Here is a 26,085-nt window from a genome sequence, read left to right as displayed (position 1 = left end):
CTGTCGATGGTCGACATCGTGCGGGTGACGCCGTACTGAGCCAATCTGCCGCGGCCATGGGCCTGCCCGTCGCGGACCTGAGCCGATGACCGACCCCGCCTGGCTCCGGGCCCAATGGGACAAGTACGCCCCGCGGTACGACCGCAGCATCGGCTTCCTCGAACGCGTCCAGTTCGGCGGCGGCCGCGAATGGGTTTGCGCGCAGGCACGCGGCGAGGTACTGGAGGTCGCCGTCGGCACCGGACTGAACCTCGGCCGCTACCCGCCCGACGCCCGCGTGACCGGTCTCGACCTCAGCCCCGCCATGCTGGAGCTGGCGAAGCGCCGTGCCGACGGCCTCGGCCGGCCCGTCACGCTGCGGCAGGGGAACGCCGAAGCACTCCCGTTCCCCGACGAGGGCTTCGACACTGTCGTCTGCACCCTCGGTCTCTGCGGCTTCCCGGACGACCGCGCGGCTATCGCCGAGATGCACCGCGTCCTGCGCCCCGGCGGCGTGCTGTTGCTGCTCGACCACATCGGCAGCCACCACCGCCCGCTGCGCTGGGCCCAGCGCCTCCTGGAACGCGTCACCCTCCGCCAGATCGGCGACCACCAGACCCGCCGTCCCCTGCCGCTCGTCGCCGAGGCCGGCTTCGAGATCACCCGGGCCGAGCGACTCAAACTCGGAACCGTGGAACGGCTCGCGGCCCGGAAGCCGGTCTGAACACGACGGTGATCCCGGCCAACCCACGGCCGGGACCACCGATCAAGCACAAACCTCAGCAGCTGATGCTGCCCTTGCGCAACGCGTGCCCGCCGTCATTGCTGTCGTCGGACCAGTACACCGGCTTCGCGCCGCCCGAGCACTCGCTCGCGGGGGCGACGGAGAAGCCCTCGTTGTTGTAGTTCGACATCCCGCTCGGGCGCTGGTACACCGCCGTCGTCGTGAAGGAGCCCGACGACACCTGGAACGTGCGGTGCTGCCCGTCGCACGTGTCGTCGCAGACCGCCCACAGGCGGGAGGCCTGCGGTTCCCACTGGAGCTCCATCACGCCGTCCATGCCGCTGCTGAAGGACGCCACGCGGGTGAACGCGCCGGAATCCTGTAGGACGTAGCCGTAGATCATGCCCGTGCCCTCGACGCCGACGAAGAAGACGCCGCCGGTGTGGGAGCCGTAGTGGCTGGGGGAGTAGGCCGCACCCGTGGAGGAGTCCTTGAAGCCCGCCGCGGTGAGCGAGGCGTCCGGCACCCAGGTGACGCCCTCGAAGCCCGAGTTGGAATCGACGGACGGCAGGTCCGACGTCAGGTTCCACTCCTTCGCCGCGTTCAGCGAGGTCGCCGAGCCGCTGACGTCGTAGCGCAGCACCGAAAGGCGGCTGGTGCCGGACTTGTCGTCGTCGCGCTCGGTGGCCACGAACACGCCGCCCGAAGAGCCCGAGCCGGTGACCGTGACGCCCTCGTCGTCGGGTGTCCCGGAGCCGTTCGGGAAGTGCAGCTTCTTGCCCGAGGACCAGCCGGACGCGGTGTCCGGCTTCCACCCGCCCGAGCCGTTGGACACCAAGCGCCACAGCTTCCCGGAGTTCTGGGCCGCCCACAGCACGCTGCCCTCTTGGTACAGACCGGAAAGGTCTTCGCCGAAGACGTTGGACGCGTCGGCCGTGGACACTGAACCGCTGCCGGGCCAGGCGACCGGCGACGTGCCCTGGCCCGAGCCGCCGCAGGCGTTCGGCCCGCTCAGCGTCAGCGCGGACGCCTGGCGGAACGAGCCCGTGCCGTCAGGGCAGCGCGACCACGACGGGTCGGAGTGGTCGTCCCAGCTGAAGCTGTCGACGAGCGTGCTGCCGTTCGCGAGGTACAGGCGTGCCTCGTCCTCGGAGCCGAGACCGAACTCGTCGTGCACGTCGAACGCGCGGAACGCGCCCGGCGCCAGCGTCGTGCCCGAGGCGATCTTGTACTTCGAGCCGTTGTCGTCGTCCTTGAGGATCCACCCCGAGACGTCGACGGTCGCGGTGCTCTTGTTGTAGAGCTCGATCGAGTCGTTGACGTCGCCGGTCGTCACCACCTCGTTGATCCGGACATCGTCGGCGGGCGCCGCACTGGCCGCGGGCGCGGTGAGCGCACCGAGGACCAGCACGGGGCCGGCGACGGCGAGGAGGGGACGACGGAGGCTGCGGTGCCACCGGCGAACGCGTGAATCGGTCACGGAATCCGTCCTGAGGTCGGGGAACAGGGCCACCCGACAGTTCCGACCCGGGCCGAACACGCGCCCTCCCGCGGATGATCACGGTGTGAACGCTGGACGAACGCGCGAACTCGGTGGCTCGTCGTTCCACGGTGTGGTTACCTCGGCGCGTGAACGTGCTCCGTCTGGTCCGCTCGGTACGCCCGGGTGAGGTATTCCCCACCGGTGGCATTCGGACGCGCCGCGAGTACCTCGACTTCGAGATCGACGGCGCCCGGCTCGGTGAGTCGCTGCGTTCTCTCGGCGACGACGTCATCGCGGTCGCGCCCGCCGATCTCGGCGCCGACGCGCTGCCCGACGGTCGCGTGCCGCTCTTCGTCTGCCCGGAATGCGGTGATCTCGGCTGCGGCGGCGTGACGGTGGTCCTCGAACGGACCGCCGACGAGGTCGTGTGGCGCGACTTCGGCTGGCAGACGGACTACGACCCCGAGGTGTTCCGCGAGCGCTACGCCGGGCTGGGGCCGTTTCGCTTCTCGCGTGCGCAGTACGACGCGGTGCTTTCCTGACGTTTCGGGGAAACGCCGAAGGGACCCCGGGGTTCCGGGATCCCTTGGTGACGCTGTTGTCTGTCGCTGTCTGTGCTTGTGGCGGTGTGCTCGCCGCGTCAGCCGGCGAGGCGGATCGAGGCGACCTGGCGGTCGAAGCCGATCTTCTCGAGGTCGGGCGCGTCGCCCGTGATCAGCATCGACTTGCCGGTGCAGCCGGCGCCGGTCCAGATCTTGTACGTGCCGTCGGCGTCGATGGAGCGGACGAGGTCGGGGTTGCGGACCTCGTTGCAGCCCTTGTCACTGGCGACCTGGGAGCCGTCGGGCTCGGAGAAGTTCTTGCCGCTGTCGAGGAGGGCGAAAGTGGAGGTGAGGTTGGCGTTGTCGGCGCCCCCGTTGTTCCCGCCGTTGCCGCCCCCGTTGTTGTTGCCGCCGTTGTCGTCGCCGGCCAGCTTCACCGACACGGTCTTGTTGTCGAAGCCGAGCTTCGCGAGGTTGCTCACGTTGCCGGTGACCGCGATCGACTTGCCGGTGCAGTTCGCGCCGCTCCAGAGCTTCAGCGTGCCGGTCGTGGTCAGCGACGAGGTGACCTTCGGGCGGGCCAGCGTCTGGCAGCCCTTGCCGGAGATGCCCTGGGAGGCGCCGTTGTCGGAGAACGCGGCGTCGTCGAAGAGGATCGCGCTGGTCGCGGTCAGCGCGGCAGCCGGCGCGGCCGCGGCGGCACGCAGGTTGTCGGCCCCCGCCGGCGCAGTCGTCGCGCTGTCGCTGCCCGCGCCGCACGCGGACAGCACCGCGGCACCCGCCGCGACGAAAGCGGCCAGGAACATCGCCTGCTTGCGGAACATGAGAACACTCCCCGTTGTCCTTGTCACCCGGTTCGTCCGGGCGACTCGACGAGGACACGGCTGCCGGATCCCGTGCGGTTCACCGGTTCCGCAAGTTTTTTCATTGGCCCGTCACCTTCCACGGCTCGCAGGCGATCCTGTCCGCCGAGGTGTCGCAGCGCCAGATCGCCGAACTCGCCGCCGCCCTCCGCCGCGGCCTCGCCGACTGATTCCTGAAAGGAAACCCATGACCCCGATCGAACTGTTCACCTCCTTCCTGTACCTCCGCGACGACGACACCCCGGCCACGCTCACCCCGGGTACCGCGGCGACCGTCCCGTGTGGACGGTGGCACCGCCTCGAACTCGACGCCCCCGGTGACCTCCTGTCGGTCACCGTCCCGCGCGGGACGCGGATCGAACCCCGCGCCGCACAGGCCCTTCCGAGCTGGGCATGAGCTGGTTCGTCGAAGTGTTCGACGATCACGGCGAGCTGCTTGCCTGGGACACCCTCCGGCCGCGGTCGAGCGCGAAGAGACTTTCAGTGCCTTTCCCCGCCTCGAGGACATCACCATCCCGGCGGCCGGAGGGCTCACCCTCGACCAGCTGAAGAAGGCCTGGCACTGTGCGGCTGAGCCGGTGCCGGCCGACCCCGATCGGTGGGACTCAAGGCGTTTTGCGCGGCCGGGGCCGTCGCCTGGCACGATGCCCGAGCAGCGCGAAGGGGAGGACATGATGTATCCGCAGTATCCCGGGCAGCAGTTTCCGGCCGGGCCGGCCCACCACACTCCGGCCCACCACACTCCGGCCCACCAAATTCCGGCCGACGGGACCGCGGTGGCAGCCGCGGTCCTGGCGATCGTCTGCGGCATCGCGGCGTTCATCGGGGCGATGTGCGGGATCATCGCCATCGTCCACGAGGAGATCGTTTCGGGCGGGGCGACCGTCGTGCTCAATCTGGGCGTGACGGGGGTCCTGCTGGCCGGCGCGGTCGGGGCCTTGCGGAGCCGGCCGGCTGCGAGGATGTGCTTGATCGTCGGCAGCGCGCTGGCCATCGTGGAGCTGTTCGCGGCGACGGTCCTGCCGGAGGTCGACGTGTACCTGCTGCGCATGGCCGGCCCGGACACCCTGCGGGCGTTCGCCTTGCGGGGACTGCCCTGGCTGGCCGTGGCGATCGGAATCCTCGTGCTCGCCGTCTCGCAGCGCCGCGGTGTGCGGCCGGTGCCACGATGGTGACCACGGCCGGCACCAGGTCGGCCGAGAGGAGCCGGCGATGCCCGTGACCGACCGCCCGCCGACGGGGCTGCTGAGGTGGTTCCTTCGCGCGCCGATCCCGTGGCACCGCCGGGGCTTCGGGAGGATCTTCGGGCACCGGCTGCTCTACCTCGTCCACCGCGGGCGCAAGTCGGGCGCGCCCCGCGAGGTGGTGGTCGAGGTGGTGCGGCACCGGCCGGACGTGCCGGAGCTGGTGGTGATCGCAGCGTGGGGCGGGGTGCCGCAGTGGTACCGCAACCTCCGCGCCGCGCCGGCGATCGAGGTGAGGTGCGGCGCCTACCTGTGGCGGCAGCCGCGCCGGCGCTTCCTCGACGGCGACGAGCTGGACGAGGTCCTGCGCGAGTACCGGCGCGCACATCCCCGGGCGTGGGCGAAGATCGGTCCCCGGCTGGGGTTTCCGGCCCACCCGGCGGATCCCTTGTGGACGGGGGCCGTGGAACGGGTGCACGGCGTGGCGTTCCTGCCGGCGTCACACTGAGGCCGCCGTCACGGCCTTCGACGCCGCGACAGGAACTCCCGACGAGGTGATCTTCGTTCGACCGGGAGAGGCGCGTGATTTCGAGAGTGTTGCCGTCCACGGTAAGTTTCACGGAACGGGCCGGCCGGTTCTTCACCCACATCTCGACGTCGCGTCGGCCGAGGCTGGCGCGCGGCTGATCGAGTTCGCGGGCGCGCAGCCGGTGCTGCGGGCCAACGGCCGGTCGCTGCTCGGCCAGACGCTCGACGACCAGCCCGAGTCGGCCGACGCGCCGCCGCAGGCCGAGGGGTACCGGACGATCGGGCAGTTCTACGCCGCCGTGCGGGCGGGGCTGAAAGAACTGCGCGAGGAGCTGGGGGAGGAGGCCGTGTTCTCCGGCGACCGGAAGCGCCAGATCGGCGAGATGCATCTCCGCAGCGGGGGCGGCAGCGTGATTACGGTGCACGGCCTGGGTTCCGCGCTGGCCGCGCTCTCGGAGATCGTGGAGCAGGGCGAAGGTGCCGCGCGCACGCAGGTGTGGGACGGCGACCGCGACGTCTTCCACCCTGAACGCGACGAGGTCGCCCACTTCTACCGCTTCCAGGAGCTCAAGAACGGTCGCCGCTACGCCGGGGGCGACACCCCGCGCAGCGGTCCGACGGGCGAGGAGATCAAGGTCGACCTCGACGGTGTGCTGCCCATGCGCCGCAACCCCAGCACGGCCGACTTCCCCGAGGACAGCCCGATCCGCCGGGCGCAGGTGGAGTTCGACAACACCTACTGCATGTTGCTCTACCTGGTGGAAGACGCGTTCACGGGCAACCCGGGCGGGCTGGGCGCGACCGTCGGCGTGATGTTCCGGCTGAAGGCGCAGGCGCAGGCGCTCATGAAGATGCCCTCAGGCGACGGGAAAACGACGGCGGGGCCGACGTTCGAGTACGTGCCGCCGGAGCAGCGGTCGTAAGGCGGACGGCGTGAGTGCCGGCGGCGAATCGGCACTCACGCGGCCCTACAACGCCTTCCGCGCGTCGCCGATGGATTCGTCCAGAATGGACAGTCCGAGCGAGAGCTCCTCCTCGGTCGCCGTCAGCGGCGGCGCGATCCGGAAGACGCCGCCCATGCCCGGCAGCTGCACGATGTTCATGTGCAGCCCCAGTTCCAGGCAGCGCCGCGTGACAAGCGCGCCCAGCGCGTCGGAGCTTTCCTTGGTGGCGCGATCCACCACGAGCTCCAGCCCCGCCAGCAGCCCACGGCCGCGGATGTCGCCGACGACCTCGTGGCGCTCGGCGATCTCCTCGAGCCCGCTTCGGAGGAACGCGCCGAGCGTGCGGGCGCGTTCGTCGAGCCGGTCGCGCATCAGCACGTCGAGCACGGTGTTGCCGACGGCCGCCGGCAGCGGGTCCGAGACGTGCGTGGTGAAGAACAGGAACCCGCGCTCGTGGGCCTCCTGCTCGATCTCCGCGCTGGTCAGCACGGCCGCGAGCGGCAGGCCGGCGCCGAGCGTCTTGGACACCGTCAGGATGTCGGGTACCACACCGTCGCGCTCGAAGGCGTACCACGTTCCGGTGCGGCACAGGCCGGTCTGCGCCTCGTCGAGGATCAGCAGCATCCCGCGTTCGCGGCACTTTTCGCGCACCGCGGCGAAATACCCCGGCGGCGGCTCGATGATCCCGCCGGAGCTGAGGATCGGTTCCACGAGGCAGGCGGCGAGACTCCCGACGGACTGTGCGTCGACCAGGTCGAACGAGAAGTCGAGCTGCCGGCGCCAATCGAGCGTGCCGTCGGTGTGCGTGAAGTCGGGGCGGTAGGTGTTGGGTGCGGGTATGGCGAAGTTGCCGGGCGTCGCGGGGCCGTAGCCCTTGCGACCGGCGCTGTAGGTCGCGGACGCGGCGGCCTGTGTCATGCCGTGCCACGAACGCGCGAACGACACGATCTCGTGCCGGCCCGTGACGAGTTTGGCCATGCGGATCGCGGCCGCGTTGGACTCGGCGCCGGTGGTCAGCAGCAGTGCCTTCTCGAGCGGCGCCGGCAGCGTCTCGGCCAGCCGCCGGGCCAGGTCGACGACGGGGCGGCTCAGCATGCCGCTGAACAGGTGGTCGAGCGTGCCGATCTGGCGGCGCACGGTCTCGACTATCTCGGGGTGCGAGTGGCCGAGGATCGCGCTCATCTGTCCGGAGGTGAAGTCGAGGATCTTGCGGCCGTCGGCGGTGTAGAGGAAGCTCCCGACGGCGCGTTCGATGATCTCGCGGGTGAACGCGCCGCCGTAGCGCACGAGGTGGGCTTCGGCGTCGGTCCAGAACGTGTCGGCGGACAACGGGACAGTGGTCGGAGCAGCCATGTCCCCGACGGTAAGTCCGCGCCGAGCGACACGTCCAGCTCACAATTCCGGACGTTCTGTTCGGCTGAGCCGCACAACGACCGTGCACACTAAAGCAGTGCTGAACCCGTGGCGCCTGCGCTTGCTGAGCCGGCTCGACACCCTGGGCACCATCCGCGCGGTGGCGAGCGCGTCGAACCTGAGCGCGTCGAGCGTGTCGCAGCAGCTCGCCGTGCTGGAGACCGAGACCCGCACCAAGCTGCTGGAACGCACCGGCCGGCACGTCCGCCTCACCCCGGCCGGGCTGATTCTCGCGCGCCGCGCCCGGGCGATCCTCGATCACATGGACACGGTCGAGGCGGAGCTGCGCGGCCTCGGCGACGAACCCGCCGGTCTGGTGCGGCTGGGCGCGTTCCAGAGCGCCGTCCACACCCTCGCCGTGCCCGCCGTGACCCGGTTGGCCGCGGCGCACCCGGACCTGCAGGTCGAGGTGCTGCAGCTGGAACCCCACGAGAGCATGCCCGCCCTGCGCGTGGGCGACGCCGACCTCATCATCACGACCACGGACTTCGTCGAGCAGCCGCTGGACCCCGACGTGGACCTCGTGCCGCTCGCGACCGACCCGATCGTGCTGGTCATGCCCCCGGACCACCCCGCGACCCGCCGCGGCGCCGTCGACCTGGCGGCCTTCGCGGACGAAGCGTGGTCGCTGGACCTGCCGCAGTCCTACATGGCCAACCTGACGCTGCGCCTGTGCCGGCAGTCGGGCTTCGAACCGCGCGCGGTGTGCCGCTTCAGCAACTACATGCTGGCCCTGCAGCACGTCGAGGCCGGCTTGTCGATCACTCTGCTCCCCGGCCTGGCCGTCGATCCCCGCTACCGCGTGACGACGCGCGAGCTCGCATCGCCGGTGACGCGGACGATCACCGCCGCCGTCCGCCGGGGCTCACCGCAGCGCGCGGCGGTGCAGGTGGTGCTGGACGCGGTGCGGAGGACTCCGCCGGTTTCGGCGGGTGCGCCGGGTGAGGATGTGTGACGCTGGGTCAGCAGGCGCACCCACGAGGAAGGCCACGGATCGTGAACCAGCTCGGGAAAGCCGCCCTCGCGGGGGCCGTCGTTCTGCTCGCCACGGCCTGCGGCGCCCAGCCCGGCACCCGCGGCACTTCGACCACGACGTCCGAAACCGCGGCGTCCGGGACGAAGACCTCCGAATCGGCGACTTCCGAGACCACGACGTCCGCCAAGATCACCGTCCCCGACGTGTCCGGCATGAACCACCAGGACGCCCAGGACAAGATGCAGGCTGCCGGTCTCTACAACTTGCGCGAAGTGGACTCCTCCGGCCGGCACCGCGCCATGATCCTGGACCGCGACTGGTGCCAGACGGGTCAGGACCCCAAGCCCGGCACCGGGGTCTCCGCCGGCACGGTGATCACCCTCTACGCCGACAAGTGCTGAACGCGGCCGTCGGCGCGGCTGCCCGGGACCCGCGCGCCCGTTCCCTCCCCGGGCGGGCGCGCGGGAGTCGTTGCCCCGAAGGGCTCAGTGGCTCGCGTTGAACTCGAGCACCTCGTCGAGGCGGGTCGACCACGCCGGGGACGTGCGGCGGAGGCCGACGACGAACGGCGCCGGTCGCCGGGTCCGGCGCGGCGGCAAAACGCCCGATTTGGCGCGCCACCACCGGTTCACCGCGCCTCGGTGGTCGCTCATGCCGTTCAGCCCCTCTCATCCGGACATGATCCACTCTGACAGCGCGGGCGTGATGCCGCACCTGTCTCGGTGGTGGGCCGGGAGGTCCGGGAACCAGGTGTGCACGACGGTCACAATCTCGTCGACAATCTTGTCAACAGGGCGCTCGCCCGCCGTCGGTGTTGATCACCACGCCGGTCACCACGCGTGCGGCGACCGGGTCGGCGAGGTACACGAACGCCCCCGCGTGGTCTTCCGGCGCGGCGGTGGTCTTGAGCAGCGTGCCGGCCGCGATGCGTTCGGAACGGCCCGCGCGGCGCTCCACAGTGGACTCCGCGCCACCGAGTGCGGTGAGGCCCGAGAAGCGCGTGCCCGAGGTGCCGCCCGGCGCGACGCCGTTGACGCGCACGGCCGGTGCCAGGTCCACCGACAGGTGCTGCACGACCCCGCGCAGCGCCCACTTCGAGCTGCCGTAGAGCACTCCGCCGCCGACGGGGTGGAACGCGGACTTCGACAACGTCAGCGTCACGGACCCGCGCGCGTCGCGCAGCGCGGGCCAGGCCGCGTTCACGGCCACGCGCCCAGCACGTTGGTCCGCCACGTCTCCTCGGCCGCGGCGACGAGATCCGCGACCGGCAGCTCGCGAACCGACGCGTAGTGGTCGAACACGCCGACGCAGCACGTCAGCTGGTCGACGCGGCCAGCGGTGCGCACCGCCGACGCGAGCACCTCGGGTGACGTCGCGTCGCCTTCGACCACGGTCAGCGGCAGCGACCCGGCGTCGGCCCGCAGTGCGGCGGCGTGCTCGGCCGAGCGCTCAACCACGGTGACGGTGGCGCCTTCGCGCAGGTAGGCCAGGGTGGCGGCCCGGCCGATGCCGGAGCCGCCACCGCTGACGAGGATGCTCAGCCCGCGCAGGCTCACGGCGCGGGCCGCCGTTCCAGCAGCGCGGAGATCAGCTCCGGTTCCTGGAAGCTGAGGCAGTCGAGCGCCACCGCGTCCAGCTGCACCCGCGAACCCCGGCGCGGAGACCAGATGTCCAGGCGCATCCCGTTGCGTGCCTGCACTTTGCGGACCACGACGTCGACGAACTCGTTCGCGATCACGATAGGTCACCGACGACAAGTACCAGAGCTACCAGTGCAACACGGTGACCAACGCCAACTGGGCGGACGGGTTCGACACCTCGCTAATGCAGCACGACAAGATCGGCGTGACCGCGGCGCTCCCGTACCCGCGGCCGCCGGCCACGGTGTCGCGCACGAAGTGACCCCGCTGGGGCCGGGCGATCCCGGCCCCACTCGGCTCACCGGGCTTCGAGCAGCTTCGCCACCTCGTCCTTTCCGGACACCACGGTGCTCGTCAGGGTGCCGACCTCGCCGACGGTGATCGCGACCCGGTCGCCGGCGGCGAGAGTGAACGGCAGGTCCGGCACCAGCGCGGTGCCGGTGGCGAGCACCACGCCGTCGGGGAACACGTCGGCGCGGAAGAGGTACCCCACCAGCTCGTCGAACGTGCGGCGCAGCAACGAGGTGCTGGTGGCGCCGGACCACACGAGGGCGCCGGCGCGGTGGATCTCCAACTCGATCGGGAGGTTCGTCGCGTCGGTCACCTCCCAGGCGGGCCGGATTCCGGGGCCGACGGCGCAGCCGCCCAGGTAGATCTTGGCCTGGGGGAGGTAGAGCGGGTTGACGCCTTCGATGCTGCGCGAGCTCATGTCGTTGACGACTGTGTACCCGACGACCTCGGCGCGGGAGTTGACGACGAGCCCGAGCTCCGGCTCCGGCACGTCGATGCCGGAGTCGGTGCGGATGGCCACGGACTCGCCGTCGCCGGTCACGCGCCAGGCGGCGGACTTGAAGAACAGCTCGGGCCGCGGGGCCCCGTACACGAGGTCGTAGACGTCGGCGGCGCGCTCGCTTTCGGTGATCCGCGCTTCGCGCGAGCGCTGGTAGGTCACGCCCGCCGCCCAGACCTCGGTGCGCCGGTCGACGGGCGGCAGGAACCGGACGCCGGCGGCGTCGTGCGCCGGGCCGTTCGCGCCGGCGCACAGGTCCCGCAGCTCGGGCAGCGGCAGGGCGAGCAGCTCGCCGATGGACGTCACCGGCAGCTCGAGGACGGTGTCCGCGGTGCGGACGCCGACGGCCGGGTGGGTTCCGCCCGGGTAAAGAAAACGAACGATGAGCACGGCTGACCTCGATCCTCGTGGGGATTCTGCGGCCCGTTCCGGGGCCGAGGGGGAACCTAGACACGGCAGCGGGTCCGGCGCAAGATGTCCGAAGTGGACCGTGTGGTCACGGGCCGGGTCGCGGTGCTGACGCTTGACCCGCGGTGGCTGTGCCGGCCGGACGTCCGCGCCGGCCTACGCGCCGTCGCCGCCGCGGGCCTGACGTTCGACCTGCTGATCCGGCCGGTCCAGTTCGCCGCGGCGCTCGAGACCGTGCGGGCCTTGCCGGAGCTGACCTTCGTGCTCGACCACCTGGGCAAGCCGCCGATCGCGTCGGGGGAGGTGGAGCCGTGGGCTTCTCGCTTGCGTTCGCTGGCGAGTGAGCCCAACGTCGTGGCCAAACTCTCGGGTCTGGTCACGGAAGCCTCGTGGCCACAGTGGACAGTCGCGGACTTGCGTCCCTACGCCGACGTCGCACTGGCCTCGTTCGGCCCGTCGCGGCTGGTGTTCGGCTCCGAACTGGCCGGTGTGCTTGCTCGCGGGCACCTACGGCCAGGTCCATTCCGCCGCCGACGTCCTCACCGCGCACCTGACGGCGGCCGAACGCTCTTTTGTGTTCGGTGGCACGGCGGAGCGGGTCGACGGCCTGTCGCGTGTTGCACAATCACCGCCATGACCTCCCCGGACGAGGGCTACCTTCTCGACAACGCCCAACCGGAAGCGGGCTCGCGCTTCGACGCGCTCAGCTCGCTCTTCGACGCGTCGACCTTCCGGCACTTCGACGATCTCGGCGTCGCCCCGGGCTGGCGGTGCTGGGAAGTCGGCGCCGGCGGCCCCTCGGTGGTGAGCTGGCTCGCCGACCGCGTCGGCCCCGGCGGCCACGTGCTGGCCACCGACCTCGACACCTCCTGGGCCGCCACCACCGCGAGCGACGTCGTGGAGATCCGCCGCCACGACATCGGCCTCGACGCACCCCCGCCCGGCGGCTTCGACCTCGTCCACGCCCGCCTGGTCCTGGTCCACGTGCCCGACCGCGAACGCGCCCTGCGCACCCTGGTCGCCGCCCTGCGCCCCGGCGGCCGCCTGCTGCTCGAAGACGCCGACCCGGCCCTGCAACCCCTGATCTGCCTCGACGAACAGGGGCCGGACGAGGCGCTGGCCAACCGCCTCCGCCGCGCCTTCCGCGAGCTGCTCGCCTCGCGCGGCGCCGACCTCGCCTACGGCCGCACCCTCCCGCGCGTCCTGCGCGAAGCCGGCCTCACCGACGTCACCGCCGACGCGTACTTCCCGATCGCCTCCCCGGCCTGCACCGCCCTGGAAGCCGCGACGGTCCGCCAGATCCGCGACAGCCTGCTCACCGCCGGCCTGGCCACGGCCGCCGACATCGACCGCCACCTCGCCAACGTCACCTCGGGGCGCCTCGACCTGGCGACTTCCCCGATGATCTCGGCGTCAGGCCGCAGACCGTAGGTCCTCAGCCGGGGTCGCTCAACGTCGCGACCAGATCCCGCAGGGCACGGTCGTAGCCGGGGCGGGCGACGGTGCCCGATTCCGCCTGATCCGGGTTCGGCGACTCGGATCGCGGGGAGCGCCGCCGGTCGCGCTCGACTTGACATCCGCCCCGGCTCTTCAGAGACTCGTTCTGCAAATCGAACGGTGTTCAGCATTTCGAACACTGGCCAGGACGACCAAGAGGGGCGAATCGGTGAAACTGCCTGCTTTCGGCTACCACCGGGCCGAATCGCTGGGCGACGCGGTGGCGGTGCTGGCCGAGCACGGCCCCGACGCGCGGGTGCTCGGCGGTGGGCAAAGCCTCCTTCCGGTGATGGCGCTGCGCATGTCGAACCCTTCGGTGCTCGTCGACATCACCACGGCGAAAGACCTGCAGGGCCACGCCTTCCGCGACACCGACGGCCTCGTCGTGTCGGCCGCGGTCACCACGCGCGCGCTCGAGACCGACCCCGAGACGCGCCGCCGCCACCCGCTGGTCGCCGAAAGCCTCGCGCAGGTCGGGCACCCCGAGATCCGCAACCGCGGCACGGTCTGCGGCTCGCTCGCTCACGCCGACCCCGCGGCCGAGCTGCCCGCGTTGCTGCTCGCGCTCGGCGGGTCCGTGCGCGTCGCCGGCGCCGGGCGGCGGCGCAGGATCGCCGCGCGCGACTTCTTCCTCGGCCCCTACCTGACCGCGCTGGACGACGGTGAGGTCGTCGCCGGAGCCGAGCTGCCGATCGTGCCCGCGACGGCCGGCTGGTCGATCCGCGAGATCACCCGCCGCAGCGGCGACTTCGCCCTCGTCGGCGTGATCTCCGTGCTGGACACCGATTCCGCCGGGCGCTGCACCGGCGCGCGGATCGCCCTGTTCGGCATCGCCGGCACCCCGCGCCGCGCCGGCACCGCCGAGGAGATCCTGACCGGTGAGGTCCTCGACGACGCCGTGGTCGCCGAAGCCGCGGCGCGGGCGTTCGATGAGATCGACGTCGTCGGCGACATCCACGGTTCCGTGACCTACCGCCGCCGTGCGGGCACCCGGCTCGTCGCCCGCTCGCTCGCCGAAGCCGCCGCCCGCAGCCAGTCCGAAGTGGAGAGTGCCCGTGCTTGACGCCCACGAGCCAACGCAGATTTCCATCACGGTGAACGGGAAACCCGAGTCGGCGCGCACCACGCCGCGGACCACGCTCGCCGATTTCCTGCGCCACGACCTGGGTCTCACCGGCACGCACCTCGGCTGCGAGCACGGCGTCTGCGGGGCCTGCACTGTCCGGCTCGACGGCACGGCTGTGCGCAGCTGCCTCACCCTCGCCGTGCAGGCACACGGATCCACAGTGGACACCGTCGAAGGACTCGGCGAGACGGCCGGCGCCGAGGACGTGCTGCACCCGCTGCAGCAGAAGTTCTGGGAGCACCAGGCGCTGCAGTGTGGCTTCTGCACGCCGGGTTTCCTGATGGCCGCCGTCACCGCCGTCGAGGAGAACCCGGACCTCTCCCGCGACGAGATCCGCGGGCGGCTGTCCGGCAACCTGTGCCGCTGCACCGGGTACGCGCCGATCGTGACCGCGATCGCCGAATACGCCGAGCAGGTGCGGGAGGCGCGGGCGTGAGCATCACCGAAGGCTGGGTCGGCCGCCGCGTCAAGCGCGTGGAGGACCCGAAGATCCTGCTCGGCCGCGGCCGCTACGCCGACGACGTCACCCCGGCCCGCTGCCTGCACGCCGCGTTCGTCCGCGCCCCGGTCGCGCACGCGCTGATCACGGCGATCGACGTCGAGGCCGCAAAGCAGGCACCGGGCGTGGCCGCCGTCTTCACGGCGGACGACTTCAACCCGATGTGCCGCTCGTGGAAGGGCCTGCTCGACTGGCCGGGCCTGGTCGGCGGCGACCAGCGGCCCCTGGCCACCGGCAAGATGCACTACGTCGGCGAGCCAGTGGTGATGGTCGTAGCCGAAAGCCGCGCCGTCGCGGAGGACGCGCTGGAGCTGGTCACCCTCGACTACGAGGAGCTCGACCCGGTCGTCGACTCCATCGCCGCCCTCGACGCGTCGGCGGCGAAAGTGCACGACGAGCTGCCGTCCAACCTCGCCTTCGAAGGCACCTTCGGCACCGGTGACGTCGAAGCGGCCTTCGCCGAGGCCGCCGTGATCGTGGAGACCGGCATCAGCACCGCGCGCCACACGGCCGTCGCGCTGGAGCCCCGCGGTGTCGTCGCCGAGTTCGACCCGTCGGCGAAGTCGCTCACCGTGCGGCTGTCCACGCAGGCGCCGCACATGCTGCAGTCGGTGTTCGCCGAGCTGCTCGGCCTGCGCGAGAGCAACATCCGCGTGCTCACCGACGAGGTCGGCGGCGCGTTCGGCATGAAGGCGCACGTGTACTCCGACGAGGTCGCCACGTGCGCGGCCAGCATTCTGCTGCGCCGCCCGGTGAAGTGGATCCAGGACCGCGTCGAATCACTGCAGTCGGACACGCAGGCGCGCGACGAGCGGGTGTCCGCCGCGCTGGCCGTCGCGGCCGACGGCCGGATCCTCGGCCTGCGTTCGGAGGTCGTGAGCGACGGCGGCGCCTACTCCGTCTATCCGCGCAGCATGGTCACCGAAGGCATTCAGGTCGCCACGATCATGCCCGGTCCCTACCGGATCCCCGTCTACTCGGGACACTTGCGCGTCGCCATCACGAACAAGGCGCCGCTCGCGGTGTACCGCGGCGTCGGGCACCCCGTCGCCATCCTCGCGATGGAGACGCTGCTCGACGAGACCGCGCGCCGGCTCGGGCTCGACCCGGCGGAACTGCGTCGCCGCAACCTGATCGCGCCCGAGGAATTGCCTTACACCTCCGTGACCGGTCAGGTCTACGACAGCGGCTCGCACCAGGAGTCGCTGGAGAAGCTGCTCGCCATGCTCCCCTCCGGGCCGGACCTCGACAAGCGCAAGGCCGAAGCGCGCGAACGTGGGCGGCTGCTCGGTGTCGGGCTCGCCTGTTTCGTCGAGGTCACCGCGCCCGGCGTGATGTTCTACGGCAAGCGCGGCGCCCCGATCACCGCGCACGACCAGGTCGAGGTCCGCGTGGAGGCCGACGGCTCGGTCACCGTGCTCCTCGGCACGCCCGGTCAAGGGCAGGGCCTGCAGACGACGGCCGCCCAGGTCGTGGCCGACCACCTCGGGGTGTCGTTCGACCGGATCAGCGTGGTCAGCGGCGACACGGCGGTGGTGCCGCACGGCACGGGGGTGTGGGCCAGCCGTTCGGCCGTGGTCAGTAGTGGTGCCGCGGCTTCGGCCGCCCGCGAGGTGAAGGAACGGCTGCTCGCGATCGCCGGGCACCTGCTCGAGGTCGACCCGGCCGACCTCGAGATCGGCAACGGCGTGGTCCAGGTCGCGGGCGCGTCGAACGTCCACTTGGGAGTGGAAGAGCTCGCCGAGGTCGCGCACTTCCGCACTCATCGCCTTCCGCCGGAGCTGCGGATCGGGCTGTCGGTGGTGGGGGAGTACAGCGGCCCCAACGTCACCTTCAACAACGGCGCCCACGCCGCGGTCGTCGAGATCGAAGAGGACAGCGGGCTCGTGCACATCGTCGACTACGCGTGCGTCGAGGACTGCGGGGTGCTCATCAACCCCGACATCGTGGACGGGCAGATCCGCGGCGGCGTCGCGCAGGGCATCGGCGGGGCGTTGTTTGAGCGGCTGTACTACGACGAGAACGGCCAGCTGCTCACCTCGACCCTGCTCGACTACCTCATGCCGACCGGCCCGGAGCTGCCGGACGTGCGCATCACCCACCTCGAGACGCCGAGCCCGATCACCATGCTGGGCGTGAAAGGCGCCGGCGAGGCCGGGGCCGCCGGCGCGCCCGCGGCCGTGCACAACGCCGTGAACGACGCGCTGGCCCCGCTGGGCGCGCGGGTGTGGCACGAGCCGATCACCCCCGAACGCGTCGTCCGGGCCCTCGACGAAGCTGACGGCCACCACTGGCCCGAACCACCCGACACCCCACCCGTACCGGCTCTCCAGCACCTCGGCTCGCCTGTCGAGAAAGGACACTCGTGAACACCATCCAGCACTTCGTCGGCGGCGCCTTCGTCCAGGACGAACCGCCCGCGTGGTCCGACGTGCACGACCCCGCCCGGGGCAGCGTCGCGGGCCGGGTCGCGCTCGGCGACGCCGGTGCCGTGGACCAGGCCGTGAAGGTCGCGCTCGACGCGCAGGCCGCTTGGGCCGAGGAGTCCCTCGGCGTGCGCCAGCAGGTTTTGCTGGAGTTCATCCGGCTGGTCGAGCGCTCGCGTGACGACCTGGCCGAGCTCGTGACCGGCGAACACGGCAAGACGCTCGCCGACGCCCGCGCGGAGGTCAACGCGGGCCTGGATGTCGCGAAGTTCGCGGCGGGGATCCCGCACCTGCTCAAGGGCGACTTCAGCGAGAACGTCTCCCGCGGCGTCGACACGTACTCGATCCGCCAGCCGCTCGGGGTCGTCGCGGGTATCACGCCGTTCAACTTCCCCGTGATGGTTCCGATGTGGATGTTCCCGATCGCCGTCGCGTGCGGGAACGCCTTCGTGCTCAAGCCGAGCGAGAAGGACCCCTCGGCGTCGAACCGGCTGGCCGAGCTGGCGCTCGAGGCCGGGCTGCCCGCCGGCGTGCTCAACGTCGTGCACGGCGGTGCCCCGGCCGTCGACGCGCTGCTGGCTCACCCGGACGTCGCCGCGGTGAGCTTCGTCGGGTCGACGCCGGTGGCCCGGCACGTCTACGAGACCGCGGCCAAGCACGGCAAGCGGGTGCAGGCCCTCGGCGGCGCGAAGAACCACCTCGTGGTGCTGCCGGACGCCGACCTCGACGCGGCCGCCGACGCCCTCGTCTCCGCCGCCTACGGTTCGGCGGGGGAGCGGTGCATGGCGATCTCGGTCGCGGTGGCCGTCGGCGGGGTCGGCGACGCGCTGCGCGATCGCCTGGTGGAACGGATCGGCCGGCTGTCCACCGCGGACGGTCACGACGAGGGCACCGACATGGGCCCGCTCGTCACCGCCGACCACCTGCGCCGCGTGACCGGATACGTGCAGGCCGGCGCCGACGCGGGCGCGGACCTCGTGGTCGACGGCCGCGACGTGCGTGTTCCGGGGCGGGAGAACGGGTTCTTCCTCGCTCCGACGCTGCTCGACCACGTGCGCCCGGACATGACCGTGTACACCGACGAGATCTTCGGCCCGGTGCTGTCGATGCTGCGCGTCGACTCGCTGGAGGAGGCCGTCGGGCTGATCAACGGCGGCGAGTACGGCAACGGCGTCTCCCTGTTCACCCGCGACGGCGTGGCCGCGCGGAAGTTCCAGCACACCGTGCAGGCCGGCATGGTCGGGCTCAACGTGCCCATTCCCGTGCCGATCCCGTACTTCCCGTTCGGCGGCTGGAAGCACTCACTCTTCGGCGACTCGGGCCAGTACGGCGAGGACGGCATCCGGTTCTTCACGCGCCGCAAGGTCGTCACGAGCCGGTGGGCGCCTTCGGCGGGTTCCCGTGTCGACATGCGGTTCCCGGCCTAGGGGACGTTCGTGCGACTGGAGAACAGCTTCACCGTCGGCCTGCCGCCCGCGCAGGCGTGGGCCGTGCTCACCGATCCGGAACGGCTCGCGCCGTGCATGCCCGGCGTGCACCTGGAGGAGGTCGACGGCGACGACGTCCGCGGCGGCTTGCGCGTGAAGGTCGGGCCGATCGCCGCCGAGTACTCCGGCTTGGCGCAGTTCCGCGAACGCGACGAGGCGGCGGGCGTCGTGGTCGTGGCGGCCTCGGGGCGGGAGGTGCGAGGCCGGGGTTCGGCTTCGGCGACGGTGACGCTGCGGCTGGCGCCGGCCCCGGAAGGCACGCGGGTCGACCTGGCCACGGAGCTTGCGCTCACGGGACGGCTGGCGCAGTTCGGGCGTGGCGTGCTGGGTGAGGTCACGGGGCGGCTGGTCGACGAGTTCGCCCGCGCGCTGGCCGAAGAGGTGGCGGGGCAGCGGTCGGGCCCGGCTGTGGCCTCGGCAGCGGTGCGGCCCGGTGTCGAGCCGGTGGTGGTGACCGTGTCGTCCGCGGTCGAGTTTGTCGATCTGGCGGCGGAGGAGTGGCCGGACGACGAAGTGGCCCCGGCAGCGGACACCGCGACCTCGGGTGAAGCCTCGCGGTCCCGGGCCAGGGGCGCCGTGCCAAGCGGGAGCGCTTCGCCGTCGCCGAATTCGGCCACGGACGCCGTGCCGACCGGCAGCGCTTCGGCCGAACGGACCCGGGCCACTTGTAACGCGGACACCGTCGTCCTGCGGGCCATCGCCATTCCGGTCGCGAAGCGCGTGGTCCCGGCCGTGGCCGCCGTCGTCGCGGCGATCGTGCTCGCCCGCCGTTGGCGCCGATGACAGAATCTCCCGCGATGACCCGTTCCCCTTCCTCGGCGGCCCTGCCGGTTCCTTCGGTCGCCCGCGCCGCATACGTGCTCGACGCGCTCGCGGCCGCCCCCGACGGGCTGCCGCTCAGCGAACTCGCGCGGGCCATCGGCGCGCCCAAGAGCAGCTGCCTCGCCGTGTGCACGACGCTGGTCACCACCGGCCTGCTCACGCGTACTCCGGGCGGGCACTACCGGCTCGGCTGGAAGGTCGTCCCGCTCGGGCGGGCCTACCTCGCGAAGTCCGGGTTCGTGCTGGAGTTCCGGCGCGTCGACCAGGAGCTGGGCCTGCTGCCCGAGGACACGATCGTGCTGTCGCTGCTGGACGGACGCCACGTCGTCTACGTCGAGACACGGCCGGGATTGCGGACGCTCGCGATGTCCTACGAGATCGGCCTGCGCCTGCCTGCCCACTGCACGGCGAGTGGCAAGTCGCTGCTCGCATCGCTGGCCGACGACGAGATCGCCGGCCGCTACGCCGACGGCCGCTTCGAAACCTTGACCCCACACAGCATTTCGCGGATGCCGCAGCTCATGGCGGAGATCGAGAATACCCGCGCACACGGGTACGCCATCGACGACGAGGAGACCGCGCCGGGCATGATGTGTGTCGGTGCGGCTGTCGCCGGACGCGGCGGCCAGCCGGTCGGTGCGCTGTCGGTGAGCATGGTCAAGTCCACTGTGGACGAGGAGCGACTGAAGCACTCGACGTCCGCGATCCTTCGGTTGAGCACCGCCATCACCGAACGCCTCGGCGGACTGTAATGATTGCCCCGGCTCCGCCGGGGCGTGCGAGATCGCCTTTGAGCCGGCTTCTGGAGTGAGCGGTCGGATCGGCCTGGCGGCCGATCGCACCGCTCACTCCAGAAACCGGCGCGATCTCGCCCTCGGGTGGCACGATGTCGCCGGAGAGGGGGGACGATGGCGACGGAAGAAGAACTGGACGCGCTTGCCGCCGGCGACTCGCGCGAGTGGCTGGCGCTCGACGAGTCCGAGCGACGCTGGTCCGGGTACTACGGCCAGGACTACCGGCGGCCCGTGCCGTGGCGTCCGTTGAGCCGGGTCCAGCTCGTCGAGGCGGTCTGCCACGCCGTCGGGTACATCCGGGAGCCGGGCGTACGCCAGCTGCGGAGAAGCAGGGACCCGGAAGCGTTGCCCTTGCTGCTGGTGCGCTGCGTCGACTGGGTGCCCCAGGTGCGGGCGATCGCGCGCGCGGCGGTGCTCGCCCGGTTCGCGCAGGCGGATCTGGCCGCCCTGCTGCCGCTGGTCGTCGCCCTGGGCCGGCGGGCGGTGGACGACTGGGTGGACGAGCACCTGCTCCAGCCGATGCTGCGCACGCCCGAGCTCCTCGACGTCGCGCTGGCCACGCCGGACCTGCGGACCCGCCGGATGGTGCACGAATCGGCCCTGCGCGCCGGGCTGCTTTCCGACGAGCGGCTGGCTTCGATCGCAATGCGCGACCACGACGACGTGATCCGCACGCGCGTCGGTCTCCTCCTGCTCGACAGCGGCGACCCCTGCTTCGTGCTGCCCCTGCTCGACGGCGGGGCACCCAAGGTGCGGGCGCGGGCGTTGCAGCTGCGGGGCGTCGAGACGGCCCGGGAACGGCTGGCGGAGAGCTCGTCGCTGCTGCGGTCCATGGCGCAAGCCTTGGTGCTGCGCTCGGGCGGCGACCCGGCCGCGTACTACCGGGAAGCGCTGCGGTCGGGTGCCGTCACGCGAGCGACCGTGGCCGGCCTCGGCGAGACGGGCACGACCGACGACGTCGACCTGCTGCGGGCGCAGCTCGCCGACGACCGGCCCCGGGTGCGCGTCGCCGCGGTCCGTGGCTTGCGCCGGCTGCTGGCGAACCCGTCGGACCCGCGGGCGGCCCAGTACGGCCGCGAGCTGCTCGCCGACCCCTCGCCGAGCGTGGTCCGCGAAACCGCCGCGCTGCTCGACGGCCGCCTCGGCCCCGCGGACCGTCCGCTCCTGCTCGACCTGGCGGAGACCGCCCGCCCGCTGCACGTCCGCCGCGGGGCGCTCACCCTGCTGCGCGGGTCGAGCCGGTGGTCCCGGCTCGCCGCCGACCTGTGGCTGCTCAGCCTCCCGGCCGACCCCCTCGCCGCCGAGGCCCGCCGCGACCTGGACGACTGGCGCCAGGCCGGTGACAGCGCGTTCACCCTGCCTTCGCCCGAGCTGGCGACCCGGATCGGCGAGCTGCTGGCCGAGCTGGAACCCCGGCTCGGCACCGCGGTGACCGCGGACTTGCGGCGCGTCGCCCGGGTGTGACGGCTGTCCGTCCTAAGCGGACAGCCGGCACACCCGGCCGGCAGGTCGGTCACGGCCGTGATGCCAGTTCGTCCCTCGGCGCGGCGGTGGCCCGAGCCGGCGGCCTCGTTCGGCGAGCTGGGGCCCCGGCTCAGCTCCGGCGTGACCGGCGAACTTCGGCGCGTTGGCTACCCGTCACGCCCAGCCGTCAGGCCCACCCGGGCAGGTCGCTCACGGCCGTGATCGTCTCGACGGCGTCCACGTCCACCGCCTGCATCGCCTCTTCCGGCACCCGTGCGCGGGCCGGGAAGACGACCGGCGGGGCGGGTTTGGTGGCGTCGACGATCACGGCGGAGGAGCGTTGCGGGGTGCGCCCGCCCGCTTCGTCGTAGGACCAGTTGGTGGGCAGCAGGCCGCCAGGACCGTTCCAGCGGGGGATGATCTGCAGGTCCTGCGACGCGTCGAAGCGGGTGCCGATGGCCCAGGCGACTTCGCGTTCGTCGTAGACGTCGATGTCGTCGTCGACGATGACGATGGCGCGCAGGTTCTCCGGCTCGGTGTTGAGGGCGGCGAAGGCGGCGCGCGTCGGGTCGGTGTCGGAGTTCTTGCGGATCGACAGGTAGCAGTGCATGCGGGCGTGCAGCGGGATGTTGACCGCGCGCAGGCCCGGCACCTTCTGCTGCACGGCCTCGTGGATGCTGGCGATGCGCGGCAGCGCGCCCATGAGCCGGTGTTCGCGGCCGGAGGCCTGGATGTCCTGGAAGATCGCGTCGCGGCGCATGGTGATGGCGTCGACCTCGATGACGGGCTTGCGGCCGCCGCCGACGTAGTGGCCGGGCCACTCGGCGAACGGGCCTTCCTCCTCGAGTTCGTCGGGCAGGATGTGGCCCTCGATGACGATCTCGGCGTGCGCGGGCACGGGGATGCCGGACGTCACGGTGGGGACGGTCGCGACCGATTCGCCCAGGTAGGCGCCGGCGGCGTCGTACTCGCCGCCGATGCCCGGGACCCGAGACACCGCGCCCATGAGGAACGCCGGGTGGTGCCCGATCACCAGCGCGATCGGCGTGGGCTCGCCGCGTTCGGCGTAGCGGCGGTGGATGGTGCCGCCGTCGTGGGAGCCGAAGAACCACACCCCCAGCCGCCGCGGGCCGTAGATGTGGTGGCGGTAGATGCCGGCGTTGATCGCGCCCGACTCCGGGTCGCGCGTCACGCCGACTGCGGCGGTGAGGAACGGGCCGCCGTCCAGCTCGTTGTGGGTGGGGATCGGCAGGCGGGTGAGGTCGGCGTCCGCACCGCGCCACACCACCTCCTGCACCGGCGCCGCGCCCTCGAACTCCACCGGCGGGTGCGCGGCGCGGCCCTGGCCCGCGACCGACGAACGCACGAGCGTCTCGGCCTCGACCCCGAGGGCCAAGGCCATCCGCTCGTGCGTCGCGACGAGGTTGGTCAGGCACCGCAGTTCGCTGCCGGCGACGTCGCTGAACAGCAACGCGGGGTAGTCGCCGCGCTTGTCGTACCACGCTCCGTAGGCGGTGACACCGAACCGCGGGTCCACCTGCTTCGACACGTGCTTGACCTCGCCCGCACCGGTCGAGACCACCTCCGCGAGAAACGACCGCAGATCCTTCGTCACCGTGAGCCTCCCAAAAGACGTCAGACGTCTGACGCACTATAGGAAGGCAGCTCCTGCCTCGACAAGGTGTCCCACCACCTGGTCGGCAGATGCTGTCGCTCAGCCGCGGGTTGACCAGCCGGAACAACGGCCGCAGCCGCAGGCCGACCCAGGTGCCGCCGAGCGCGAACAGGCCCCACAGCCAGCCGTGCAGGCTGCCGGTGGAGATGCCGGCGAGGTACGCGCCGATGTTGCACCCGCCGGCGAGCCGCACGCCAATGCCCATCAGGATGCCGCCGAGCACGGCCGCCACCGCGGTGCGCCACGGGATCTCCGCACGGATCTTCCACGTGCCGGCGGCCGAGGCCGCGACGGCCGCACCGAGGATGGTGCCGAGGTCGGTGAGGCTGGTCTTGTCCGTCCAGACCGGGTCGGCGAGCGCCTTGGCGTTGGTGCTCGTCTGCCAGAACTCCCACGTCTCGGGGTGCAGGCCGATGAGCTGCAACAGCTTCGCGCCCCACAGCGTGAACGCGAACGTGACACCCCACGTCGAGCCCGACACGAGGACGACCGCCGCAGCGAGCACGCCGAGCACGAGGGCGCCGGCGAGCAGCGGCCACGAACCCCGCAGCACGCGCGAAGCCGTGCGCGGTCGGAACGGGTTCGACCGGGGGCGGCGTGCGCCGCGCCTGCACGAGCCGGGTCACCACCACGACCACGGCGAGCGCGCCCAGCGTGATCGCCCACGAACCGGCCCAGCCGATGTGGTCGGCGAGCAGGAACCCGGAGACCTGCGGCCAGCCGGTGAACACGGGGTAGGCCCAGCTGTCGAGCACCGAGCCCGCGATGAACCCGCCGAGCGTGAGCACGATCGTCGACTGGCCCGCGCCGACGGCGAACAGCGTGCCCGACGCGCACGCGCCGCCCAGCTGCATGCCGATCGCGAACACCGCCGCCGACGAACAGCGGCAGGCCGATCGGCCCCGCGGGTGAGCTTCGGCGTGGCGCCGAACAACCCGGCGCCGGTGCCCGTCATGAGGGCGATGAGCGTGGTGGCCGTGCCGAGCAGCAATGCGTGTGTCACCCGGTCGTGTGACTGGCACAAAACAGAAGAGGCCCGGCCGCGGAACGGCCGGGCCCCTTGGGCTGCGGAGGCGGTTACGCCTTTTCGTCGACGTCGTGCGCCGAGATCAGGGTCTCCTCGATCTTGGCGATGGCGAAGCCCCACGCCTGGCCGACGGTGGGCTTCGGCGGGATCACGATCTCTTCGGCATTGGTGACGACGTCGAGCAGCACCGGGCCGGGGTGGGCGAGCGCGTCGCGGACGCTTGCGTCGACCTGGTCGGGGTGCTCGACGCGCACGGCGTGGATGCCGCAGGCCCGGGCGACGCCGGCGAGGTCCGGGTTCTTGAGCACGGTGCCGAAGTCCGGGATGCCGCCTTGTTCCTGCTCCAGCTTGACCATGCCGAGGCGGGAGTTGTCGAACACGAAGATCTTCACCGGCAGGTCGTAGGCCGCGACCGTGAGCAGTTCGCCCATGAGCATGGTGAGGCCGCCGTCACCGCAGAACGCGATGGTCTGGCGGGCCGGGTCGAGCTGGGCGGCGCCGAGGGCGTGGGGCAGGGCGTTGGCCATGGAGCCCAGGTTGTACGACCCGAGCAGCTGCCGGTTTCCGTGCAGGGTCACGAAGCGGGCGAGCCACACCGTGGACATGCCGGTGTCGGAGGTGAACACCGCGTCGTCGGCGGCGTGGCGGTCGATCGCCGCAGCGAGCACCTCGGGGCGGATCGCGCGCTCGCGGTTGTCGAACTGCTTGCGCACGCGGCCGACGACGGTGGAGTCGTAGCCGGGGTCGGCGAGGTGGCGCTGGCGGTCGCGCCAGCTCGTGTACCGCTCGCGGGACGCGGTGAGGTGCGCGCGCGAGGGCTTCGCCTCGAGCAGCGGCAGCAGCGCGGCCAGCGTGGTGCGGGCGTCGCCGACGAGCGCGTGGTCGACGTGTACGCGGCGGCCGATACGCATCCCCTCGTGGTCGATCTGCACCACGGTCTTGCCCTTCGGGTACCAGTCTCGGTACGGGAAGTCGGTGCCGACCATCAGCAGCACGTCCCCGTGGCTCAGCGCGTGCTGCGCCGCGGGGTTGCCGATCAGGCCGGTTTGCCCGACCTGGTAGTCGTTGTCCCGTTCGAGCGCTTCCTTGCCCTTGAGCGTCAGGACCATCGGCGCGGCAAGGGTTTCCGCGGTCGCCAGCACCTCGTCGCGGGCCGGGCGGGCGCCGGAGCCGACCAGCATGGTCACGGTGTCCGCGCCGTTGAGCACGGCCGCCACCTCGCCGAGCGCCCCGGCCTCCGGAGTCACGGGCGGGTGCTGGCTCACGAACCGCGGCTCCTGCGTGCCGTGCGGCAGCTCGCGGGCCGCGACGTCGCCCGGCAGGGTCAGCACAGCCACCCCGTTGCGCGCGTACGCCGCGTTCACCGCCAGCTCCAGCAGGTACGGGAACTGGGCCGGGTCGGTGATCGTGCGGGAGAACACCGACACGTCGCGAAACACGGCGTCGTTGTCCACTTCCTGGTGGTAGTCGCTGCCCATCTCGGCACTGGGCACCTGGCCGCAGACCGCGAGCACGGGGGTGTGGGACTTCTTCGCGTCGTAGAGGCCGTTGAGCAGGTGCAGCGAGCCCGGCCCGACGGTGCCCATGCACACGCCGATCCGGCCGGTGAGCTGCGACTGGGCGCCCGCGGCGAACGCGCCCGCCTCCTCGTGCCGCACGCCGATCCACCGGATGCGGGGCTCCTGGCGCAGCGCGTCGGTGATCGGGTTCAGCGCGTCGCCGACCACACCCCACATCGCGGACACGCCGTGGTCGGCCAGGCTTTGCACGAGCATCTTCCCGACAGTGGTCATC

28 protein-coding genes and 2 pseudogenes are annotated in these 26,085 nt (G+C 71.8%); 18 read left to right on the top strand and 12 right to left on the bottom strand.

Going from position 1 to position 26,085, the window contains the following annotated elements:
* Positions 1–85: 85 nt before the first annotated feature.
* A complete protein-coding gene (locus tag AB0383_RS04960; RefSeq protein ID WP_364185965.1) occupies positions 86–703 on the top strand; it encodes a methyltransferase domain-containing protein in 618 nt (205 codons plus the stop codon).
* A gap of 55 nt (positions 704–758) precedes the next feature.
* Here the strand turns inward: AB0383_RS04960 and AB0383_RS04955 are convergent, their stop codons facing one another.
* Positions 759–2,183, bottom strand: coding sequence for a lamin tail domain-containing protein (locus AB0383_RS04955; protein WP_366185232.1), 1,425 nt, complete (start codon positions 2,181–2,183; stop codon positions 759–761).
* Between the two features lie 149 nt (positions 2,184–2,332).
* On the opposite strand from AB0383_RS04955, the gene AB0383_RS04950 reads away from it, so the two are divergent.
* Complete coding sequence (locus AB0383_RS04950; protein WP_364185962.1) at positions 2,333–2,728, top strand: hypothetical protein; 396 nt, start codon at positions 2,333–2,335, stop codon at positions 2,726–2,728.
* A 98-nt stretch (positions 2,729–2,826) separates the two neighbouring features.
* Here the strand turns inward: AB0383_RS04950 and AB0383_RS04945 are convergent, their stop codons facing one another.
* Positions 2,827–3,552 carry a hypothetical protein gene (locus AB0383_RS04945; RefSeq protein ID WP_366185230.1) on the bottom strand — a complete coding sequence of 242 codons (726 nt, stop codon included), beginning with the start codon at positions 3,550–3,552 and terminating at the stop codon, positions 2,827–2,829.
* A 14-nt stretch (positions 3,553–3,566) separates the two neighbouring features.
* Between AB0383_RS04945 and AB0383_RS04940 the strand changes: the two genes are divergently transcribed.
* The 5 genes from AB0383_RS04940 to AB0383_RS04920 all read left to right on the top strand — a co-directional run bounded on the left by AB0383_RS04940 (position 3,567) and on the right by AB0383_RS04920 (position 6,226).
* The gene (locus tag AB0383_RS04940; protein WP_364185958.1) at positions 3,567–3,761 is read left to right on the top strand and encodes a hypothetical protein; all 195 of its coding nucleotides are present in this window, start codon (positions 3,567–3,569) and stop codon (positions 3,759–3,761) included.
* A 17-nt stretch (positions 3,762–3,778) separates the two neighbouring features.
* Positions 3,779–3,988: a hypothetical protein gene (locus AB0383_RS04935; protein WP_366185227.1), complete on the top strand. Its 210-nt coding sequence runs from the start codon at positions 3,779–3,781 to the stop codon at positions 3,986–3,988.
* Positions 3,989–4,235: 247 nt separating this feature from the next.
* Positions 4,236–4,766, top strand: coding sequence for a hypothetical protein (locus AB0383_RS04930; RefSeq protein ID WP_366185225.1), 531 nt, complete (start codon positions 4,236–4,238; stop codon positions 4,764–4,766).
* Between the two features lie 37 nt (positions 4,767–4,803).
* On the top strand, positions 4,804–5,283 hold the full coding sequence (locus tag AB0383_RS04925; RefSeq protein WP_364185955.1) for a nitroreductase family deazaflavin-dependent oxidoreductase: 480 nt from the start codon (positions 4,804–4,806) through the stop codon (positions 5,281–5,283).
* Positions 5,284–5,329: 46 nt separating this feature from the next.
* Positions 5,330–6,226, top strand: coding sequence for a ferritin-like domain-containing protein (locus AB0383_RS04920; protein WP_364185954.1), 897 nt, complete (start codon positions 5,330–5,332; stop codon positions 6,224–6,226).
* A gap of 45 nt (positions 6,227–6,271) precedes the next feature.
* Here AB0383_RS04920 and AB0383_RS04915 read toward each other — a convergent pair whose 3' ends face one another.
* On the bottom strand, positions 6,272–7,600 hold the full coding sequence (locus AB0383_RS04915) for an aspartate aminotransferase family protein (RefSeq protein WP_366185223.1): 1,329 nt from the start codon (positions 7,598–7,600) through the stop codon (positions 6,272–6,274).
* A 97-nt stretch (positions 7,601–7,697) separates the two neighbouring features.
* Between AB0383_RS04915 and AB0383_RS04910 the strand changes: the two genes are divergently transcribed.
* Both AB0383_RS04910 and AB0383_RS04905 read left to right on the top strand, forming a co-directional pair.
* Positions 7,698–8,615: a LysR substrate-binding domain-containing protein gene (locus AB0383_RS04910; RefSeq protein WP_354874709.1), complete on the top strand. Its 918-nt coding sequence runs from the start codon at positions 7,698–7,700 to the stop codon at positions 8,613–8,615.
* A gap of 41 nt (positions 8,616–8,656) precedes the next feature.
* Entirely contained in the window at positions 8,657–9,037 is a 381-nt protein-coding gene (locus AB0383_RS04905; protein ID WP_364185950.1) for a PASTA domain-containing protein, read from the top strand.
* 84 nt (positions 9,038–9,121) lie between these two features.
* Here the strand turns inward: AB0383_RS04905 and AB0383_RS04900 are convergent, their stop codons facing one another.
* From AB0383_RS04900 to AB0383_RS04880, 5 genes are all read right to left on the bottom strand, one after another.
* Positions 9,122–9,289: a hypothetical protein gene (locus AB0383_RS04900; RefSeq protein ID WP_364185948.1), complete on the bottom strand. Its 168-nt coding sequence runs from the start codon at positions 9,287–9,289 to the stop codon at positions 9,122–9,124.
* 133 nt (positions 9,290–9,422) lie between these two features.
* Positions 9,423–9,869, bottom strand: coding sequence for an SDR family oxidoreductase (locus AB0383_RS04895; RefSeq protein WP_366185220.1), 447 nt, complete (start codon positions 9,867–9,869; stop codon positions 9,423–9,425).
* Positions 9,836–10,192 carry an SDR family NAD(P)-dependent oxidoreductase gene (locus AB0383_RS04890; RefSeq protein ID WP_364185944.1) on the bottom strand — a complete coding sequence of 119 codons (357 nt, stop codon included), beginning with the start codon at positions 10,190–10,192 and terminating at the stop codon, positions 9,836–9,838. Before AB0383_RS04890 ends, AB0383_RS04895 begins: the two co-directional genes overlap by 34 nt.
* The gene (locus tag AB0383_RS04885; protein WP_364185943.1) at positions 10,189–10,374 is read right to left on the bottom strand and encodes a hypothetical protein; all 186 of its coding nucleotides are present in this window, start codon (positions 10,372–10,374) and stop codon (positions 10,189–10,191) included. Before AB0383_RS04885 ends, AB0383_RS04890 begins: the two co-directional genes overlap by 4 nt.
* A gap of 200 nt (positions 10,375–10,574) precedes the next feature.
* Entirely contained in the window at positions 10,575–11,456 is an 882-nt protein-coding gene (locus AB0383_RS04880; RefSeq protein WP_366185217.1) for a fumarylacetoacetate hydrolase family protein, read from the bottom strand.
* A gap of 93 nt (positions 11,457–11,549) precedes the next feature.
* Between AB0383_RS04880 and AB0383_RS04875 the strand changes: the two genes are divergently transcribed.
* The 8 genes from AB0383_RS04875 to AB0383_RS04840 all read left to right on the top strand — a co-directional run bounded on the left by AB0383_RS04875 (position 11,550) and on the right by AB0383_RS04840 (position 21,589).
* Entirely contained in the window at positions 11,550–12,905 is a 1,356-nt protein-coding gene (locus AB0383_RS04875) for an amidohydrolase family protein (protein ID WP_366185215.1), read from the top strand.
* A gap of 235 nt (positions 12,906–13,140) precedes the next feature.
* Positions 13,141–14,034, top strand: a complete 894-nt coding sequence (locus tag AB0383_RS04870; protein ID WP_364185939.1) for an FAD binding domain-containing protein — start codon at positions 13,141–13,143, stop codon at positions 14,032–14,034.
* Complete coding sequence (locus AB0383_RS04865) at positions 14,027–14,533, top strand: (2Fe-2S)-binding protein (RefSeq protein ID WP_366185212.1); 507 nt, start codon at positions 14,027–14,029, stop codon at positions 14,531–14,533. Before AB0383_RS04870 ends, AB0383_RS04865 begins: the two co-directional genes overlap by 8 nt.
* Positions 14,530–16,965, top strand: a complete 2,436-nt coding sequence (locus AB0383_RS04860; RefSeq protein WP_366185210.1) for a xanthine dehydrogenase family protein molybdopterin-binding subunit — start codon at positions 14,530–14,532, stop codon at positions 16,963–16,965. The genes AB0383_RS04865 and AB0383_RS04860 overlap by 4 nt, the downstream gene beginning before the upstream one ends.
* A 5-nt stretch (positions 16,966–16,970) precedes the next feature.
* Positions 16,971–18,449, top strand: a complete 1,479-nt coding sequence (locus AB0383_RS04855; RefSeq protein ID WP_366185528.1) for a CoA-acylating methylmalonate-semialdehyde dehydrogenase — start codon at positions 16,971–16,973, stop codon at positions 18,447–18,449.
* A 9-nt stretch (positions 18,450–18,458) separates the two neighbouring features.
* Entirely contained in the window at positions 18,459–19,292 is an 834-nt protein-coding gene (locus tag AB0383_RS04850; protein ID WP_366185208.1) for an SRPBCC family protein, read from the top strand.
* Between the two features lie 14 nt (positions 19,293–19,306).
* Positions 19,307–20,083 carry an IclR family transcriptional regulator gene (locus tag AB0383_RS04845; RefSeq protein WP_366185206.1) on the top strand — a complete coding sequence of 259 codons (777 nt, stop codon included), beginning with the start codon at positions 19,307–19,309 and terminating at the stop codon, positions 20,081–20,083.
* 156 nt (positions 20,084–20,239) lie between these two features.
* Positions 20,240–21,589: a HEAT repeat domain-containing protein gene (locus tag AB0383_RS04840; protein ID WP_366185204.1), complete on the top strand. Its 1,350-nt coding sequence runs from the start codon at positions 20,240–20,242 to the stop codon at positions 21,587–21,589.
* 187 nt (positions 21,590–21,776) lie between these two features.
* Here the strand turns inward: AB0383_RS04840 and AB0383_RS04835 are convergent, their stop codons facing one another.
* The 3 genes and pseudogenes from AB0383_RS04835 to AB0383_RS04825 all read right to left on the bottom strand — a co-directional run.
* Positions 21,777–23,204, bottom strand: a complete 1,428-nt coding sequence (locus AB0383_RS04835; RefSeq protein WP_364185929.1) for a UbiD family decarboxylase — start codon at positions 23,202–23,204, stop codon at positions 21,777–21,779.
* Between the two features lie 157 nt (positions 23,205–23,361).
* Positions 23,362–23,853 (bottom strand): annotated as a pseudogene (locus AB0383_RS04830) (YeeE/YedE thiosulfate transporter family protein); the annotation flags it as partial.
* Between the two features lie 73 nt (positions 23,854–23,926).
* Positions 23,927–24,085: pseudogene (locus tag AB0383_RS04825) on the bottom strand (YeeE/YedE family protein); the annotation flags it as partial.
* On the opposite strand from AB0383_RS04825, the gene AB0383_RS04820 reads away from it, so the two are divergent.
* Positions 24,045–24,176: a hypothetical protein gene (locus tag AB0383_RS04820; protein ID WP_366185537.1), complete on the top strand. Its 132-nt coding sequence runs from the start codon at positions 24,045–24,047 to the stop codon at positions 24,174–24,176. The pseudogene AB0383_RS04825 and the gene AB0383_RS04820 sit on opposite strands and share 41 nt — an antisense overlap.
* A gap of 165 nt (positions 24,177–24,341) precedes the next feature.
* Here AB0383_RS04820 and AB0383_RS04815 read toward each other — a convergent pair whose 3' ends face one another.
* Positions 24,342–26,084, bottom strand: a complete 1,743-nt coding sequence (locus AB0383_RS04815) for a thiamine pyrophosphate-dependent enzyme (protein WP_364185927.1) — start codon at positions 26,082–26,084, stop codon at positions 24,342–24,344.
* Between the last annotated feature and the right edge of the window lies 1 nt (position 26,085).

This window comes from Amycolatopsis sp. NPDC051373 (assembly GCF_040689465.1).
Classification (GTDB): Bacteria; Actinomycetota; Actinomycetes; order Mycobacteriales; family Pseudonocardiaceae; genus Amycolatopsis.
Note: the sequence above shows the minus strand (reverse complement) of the source record. Positions and strands in the feature narration are given on the sequence as shown.

What these genes read in the sequence shown, in the direction of transcription:
- AB0383_RS04945 (WP_366185230.1), bottom strand. Translation starts at nt 3,552, where the DNA reads ATGTTCCGCAAGCAGGCGATGTTCCTGGCCGCTTTCGTCGCGGCGGGT.
- AB0383_RS04935 (WP_366185227.1), top strand. Translation starts at nt 3,779, where the DNA reads ATGACCCCGATCGAACTGTTCACCTCCTTCCTGTACCTCCGCGACGAC.
- AB0383_RS04925 (WP_364185955.1), top strand. Translation starts at nt 4,804, where the DNA reads ATGCCCGTGACCGACCGCCCGCCGACGGGGCTGCTGAGGTGGTTCCTT.
- AB0383_RS04960 (WP_364185965.1), top strand. Translation starts at nt 86, where the DNA reads ATGACCGACCCCGCCTGGCTCCGGGCCCAATGGGACAAGTACGCCCCG.
- AB0383_RS04900 (WP_364185948.1), bottom strand. Translation starts at nt 9,289, where the DNA reads ATGAGCGACCACCGAGGCGCGGTGAACCGGTGGTGGCGCGCCAAATCG.
- AB0383_RS04815 (WP_364185927.1), bottom strand. Translation starts at nt 26,084, where the DNA reads ATGACCACTGTCGGGAAGATGCTCGTGCAAAGCCTGGCCGACCACGGC.
- AB0383_RS04840 (WP_366185204.1), top strand. Translation starts at nt 20,240, where the DNA reads ATGGCGACGGAAGAAGAACTGGACGCGCTTGCCGCCGGCGACTCGCGC.
- AB0383_RS04915 (WP_366185223.1), bottom strand. Translation starts at nt 7,600, where the DNA reads ATGGCTGCTCCGACCACTGTCCCGTTGTCCGCCGACACGTTCTGGACC.
- AB0383_RS04845 (WP_366185206.1), top strand. Translation starts at nt 19,307, where the DNA reads ATGACCCGTTCCCCTTCCTCGGCGGCCCTGCCGGTTCCTTCGGTCGCC.
- AB0383_RS04930 (WP_366185225.1), top strand. Translation starts at nt 4,236, where the DNA reads ATGCCCGAGCAGCGCGAAGGGGAGGACATGATGTATCCGCAGTATCCC.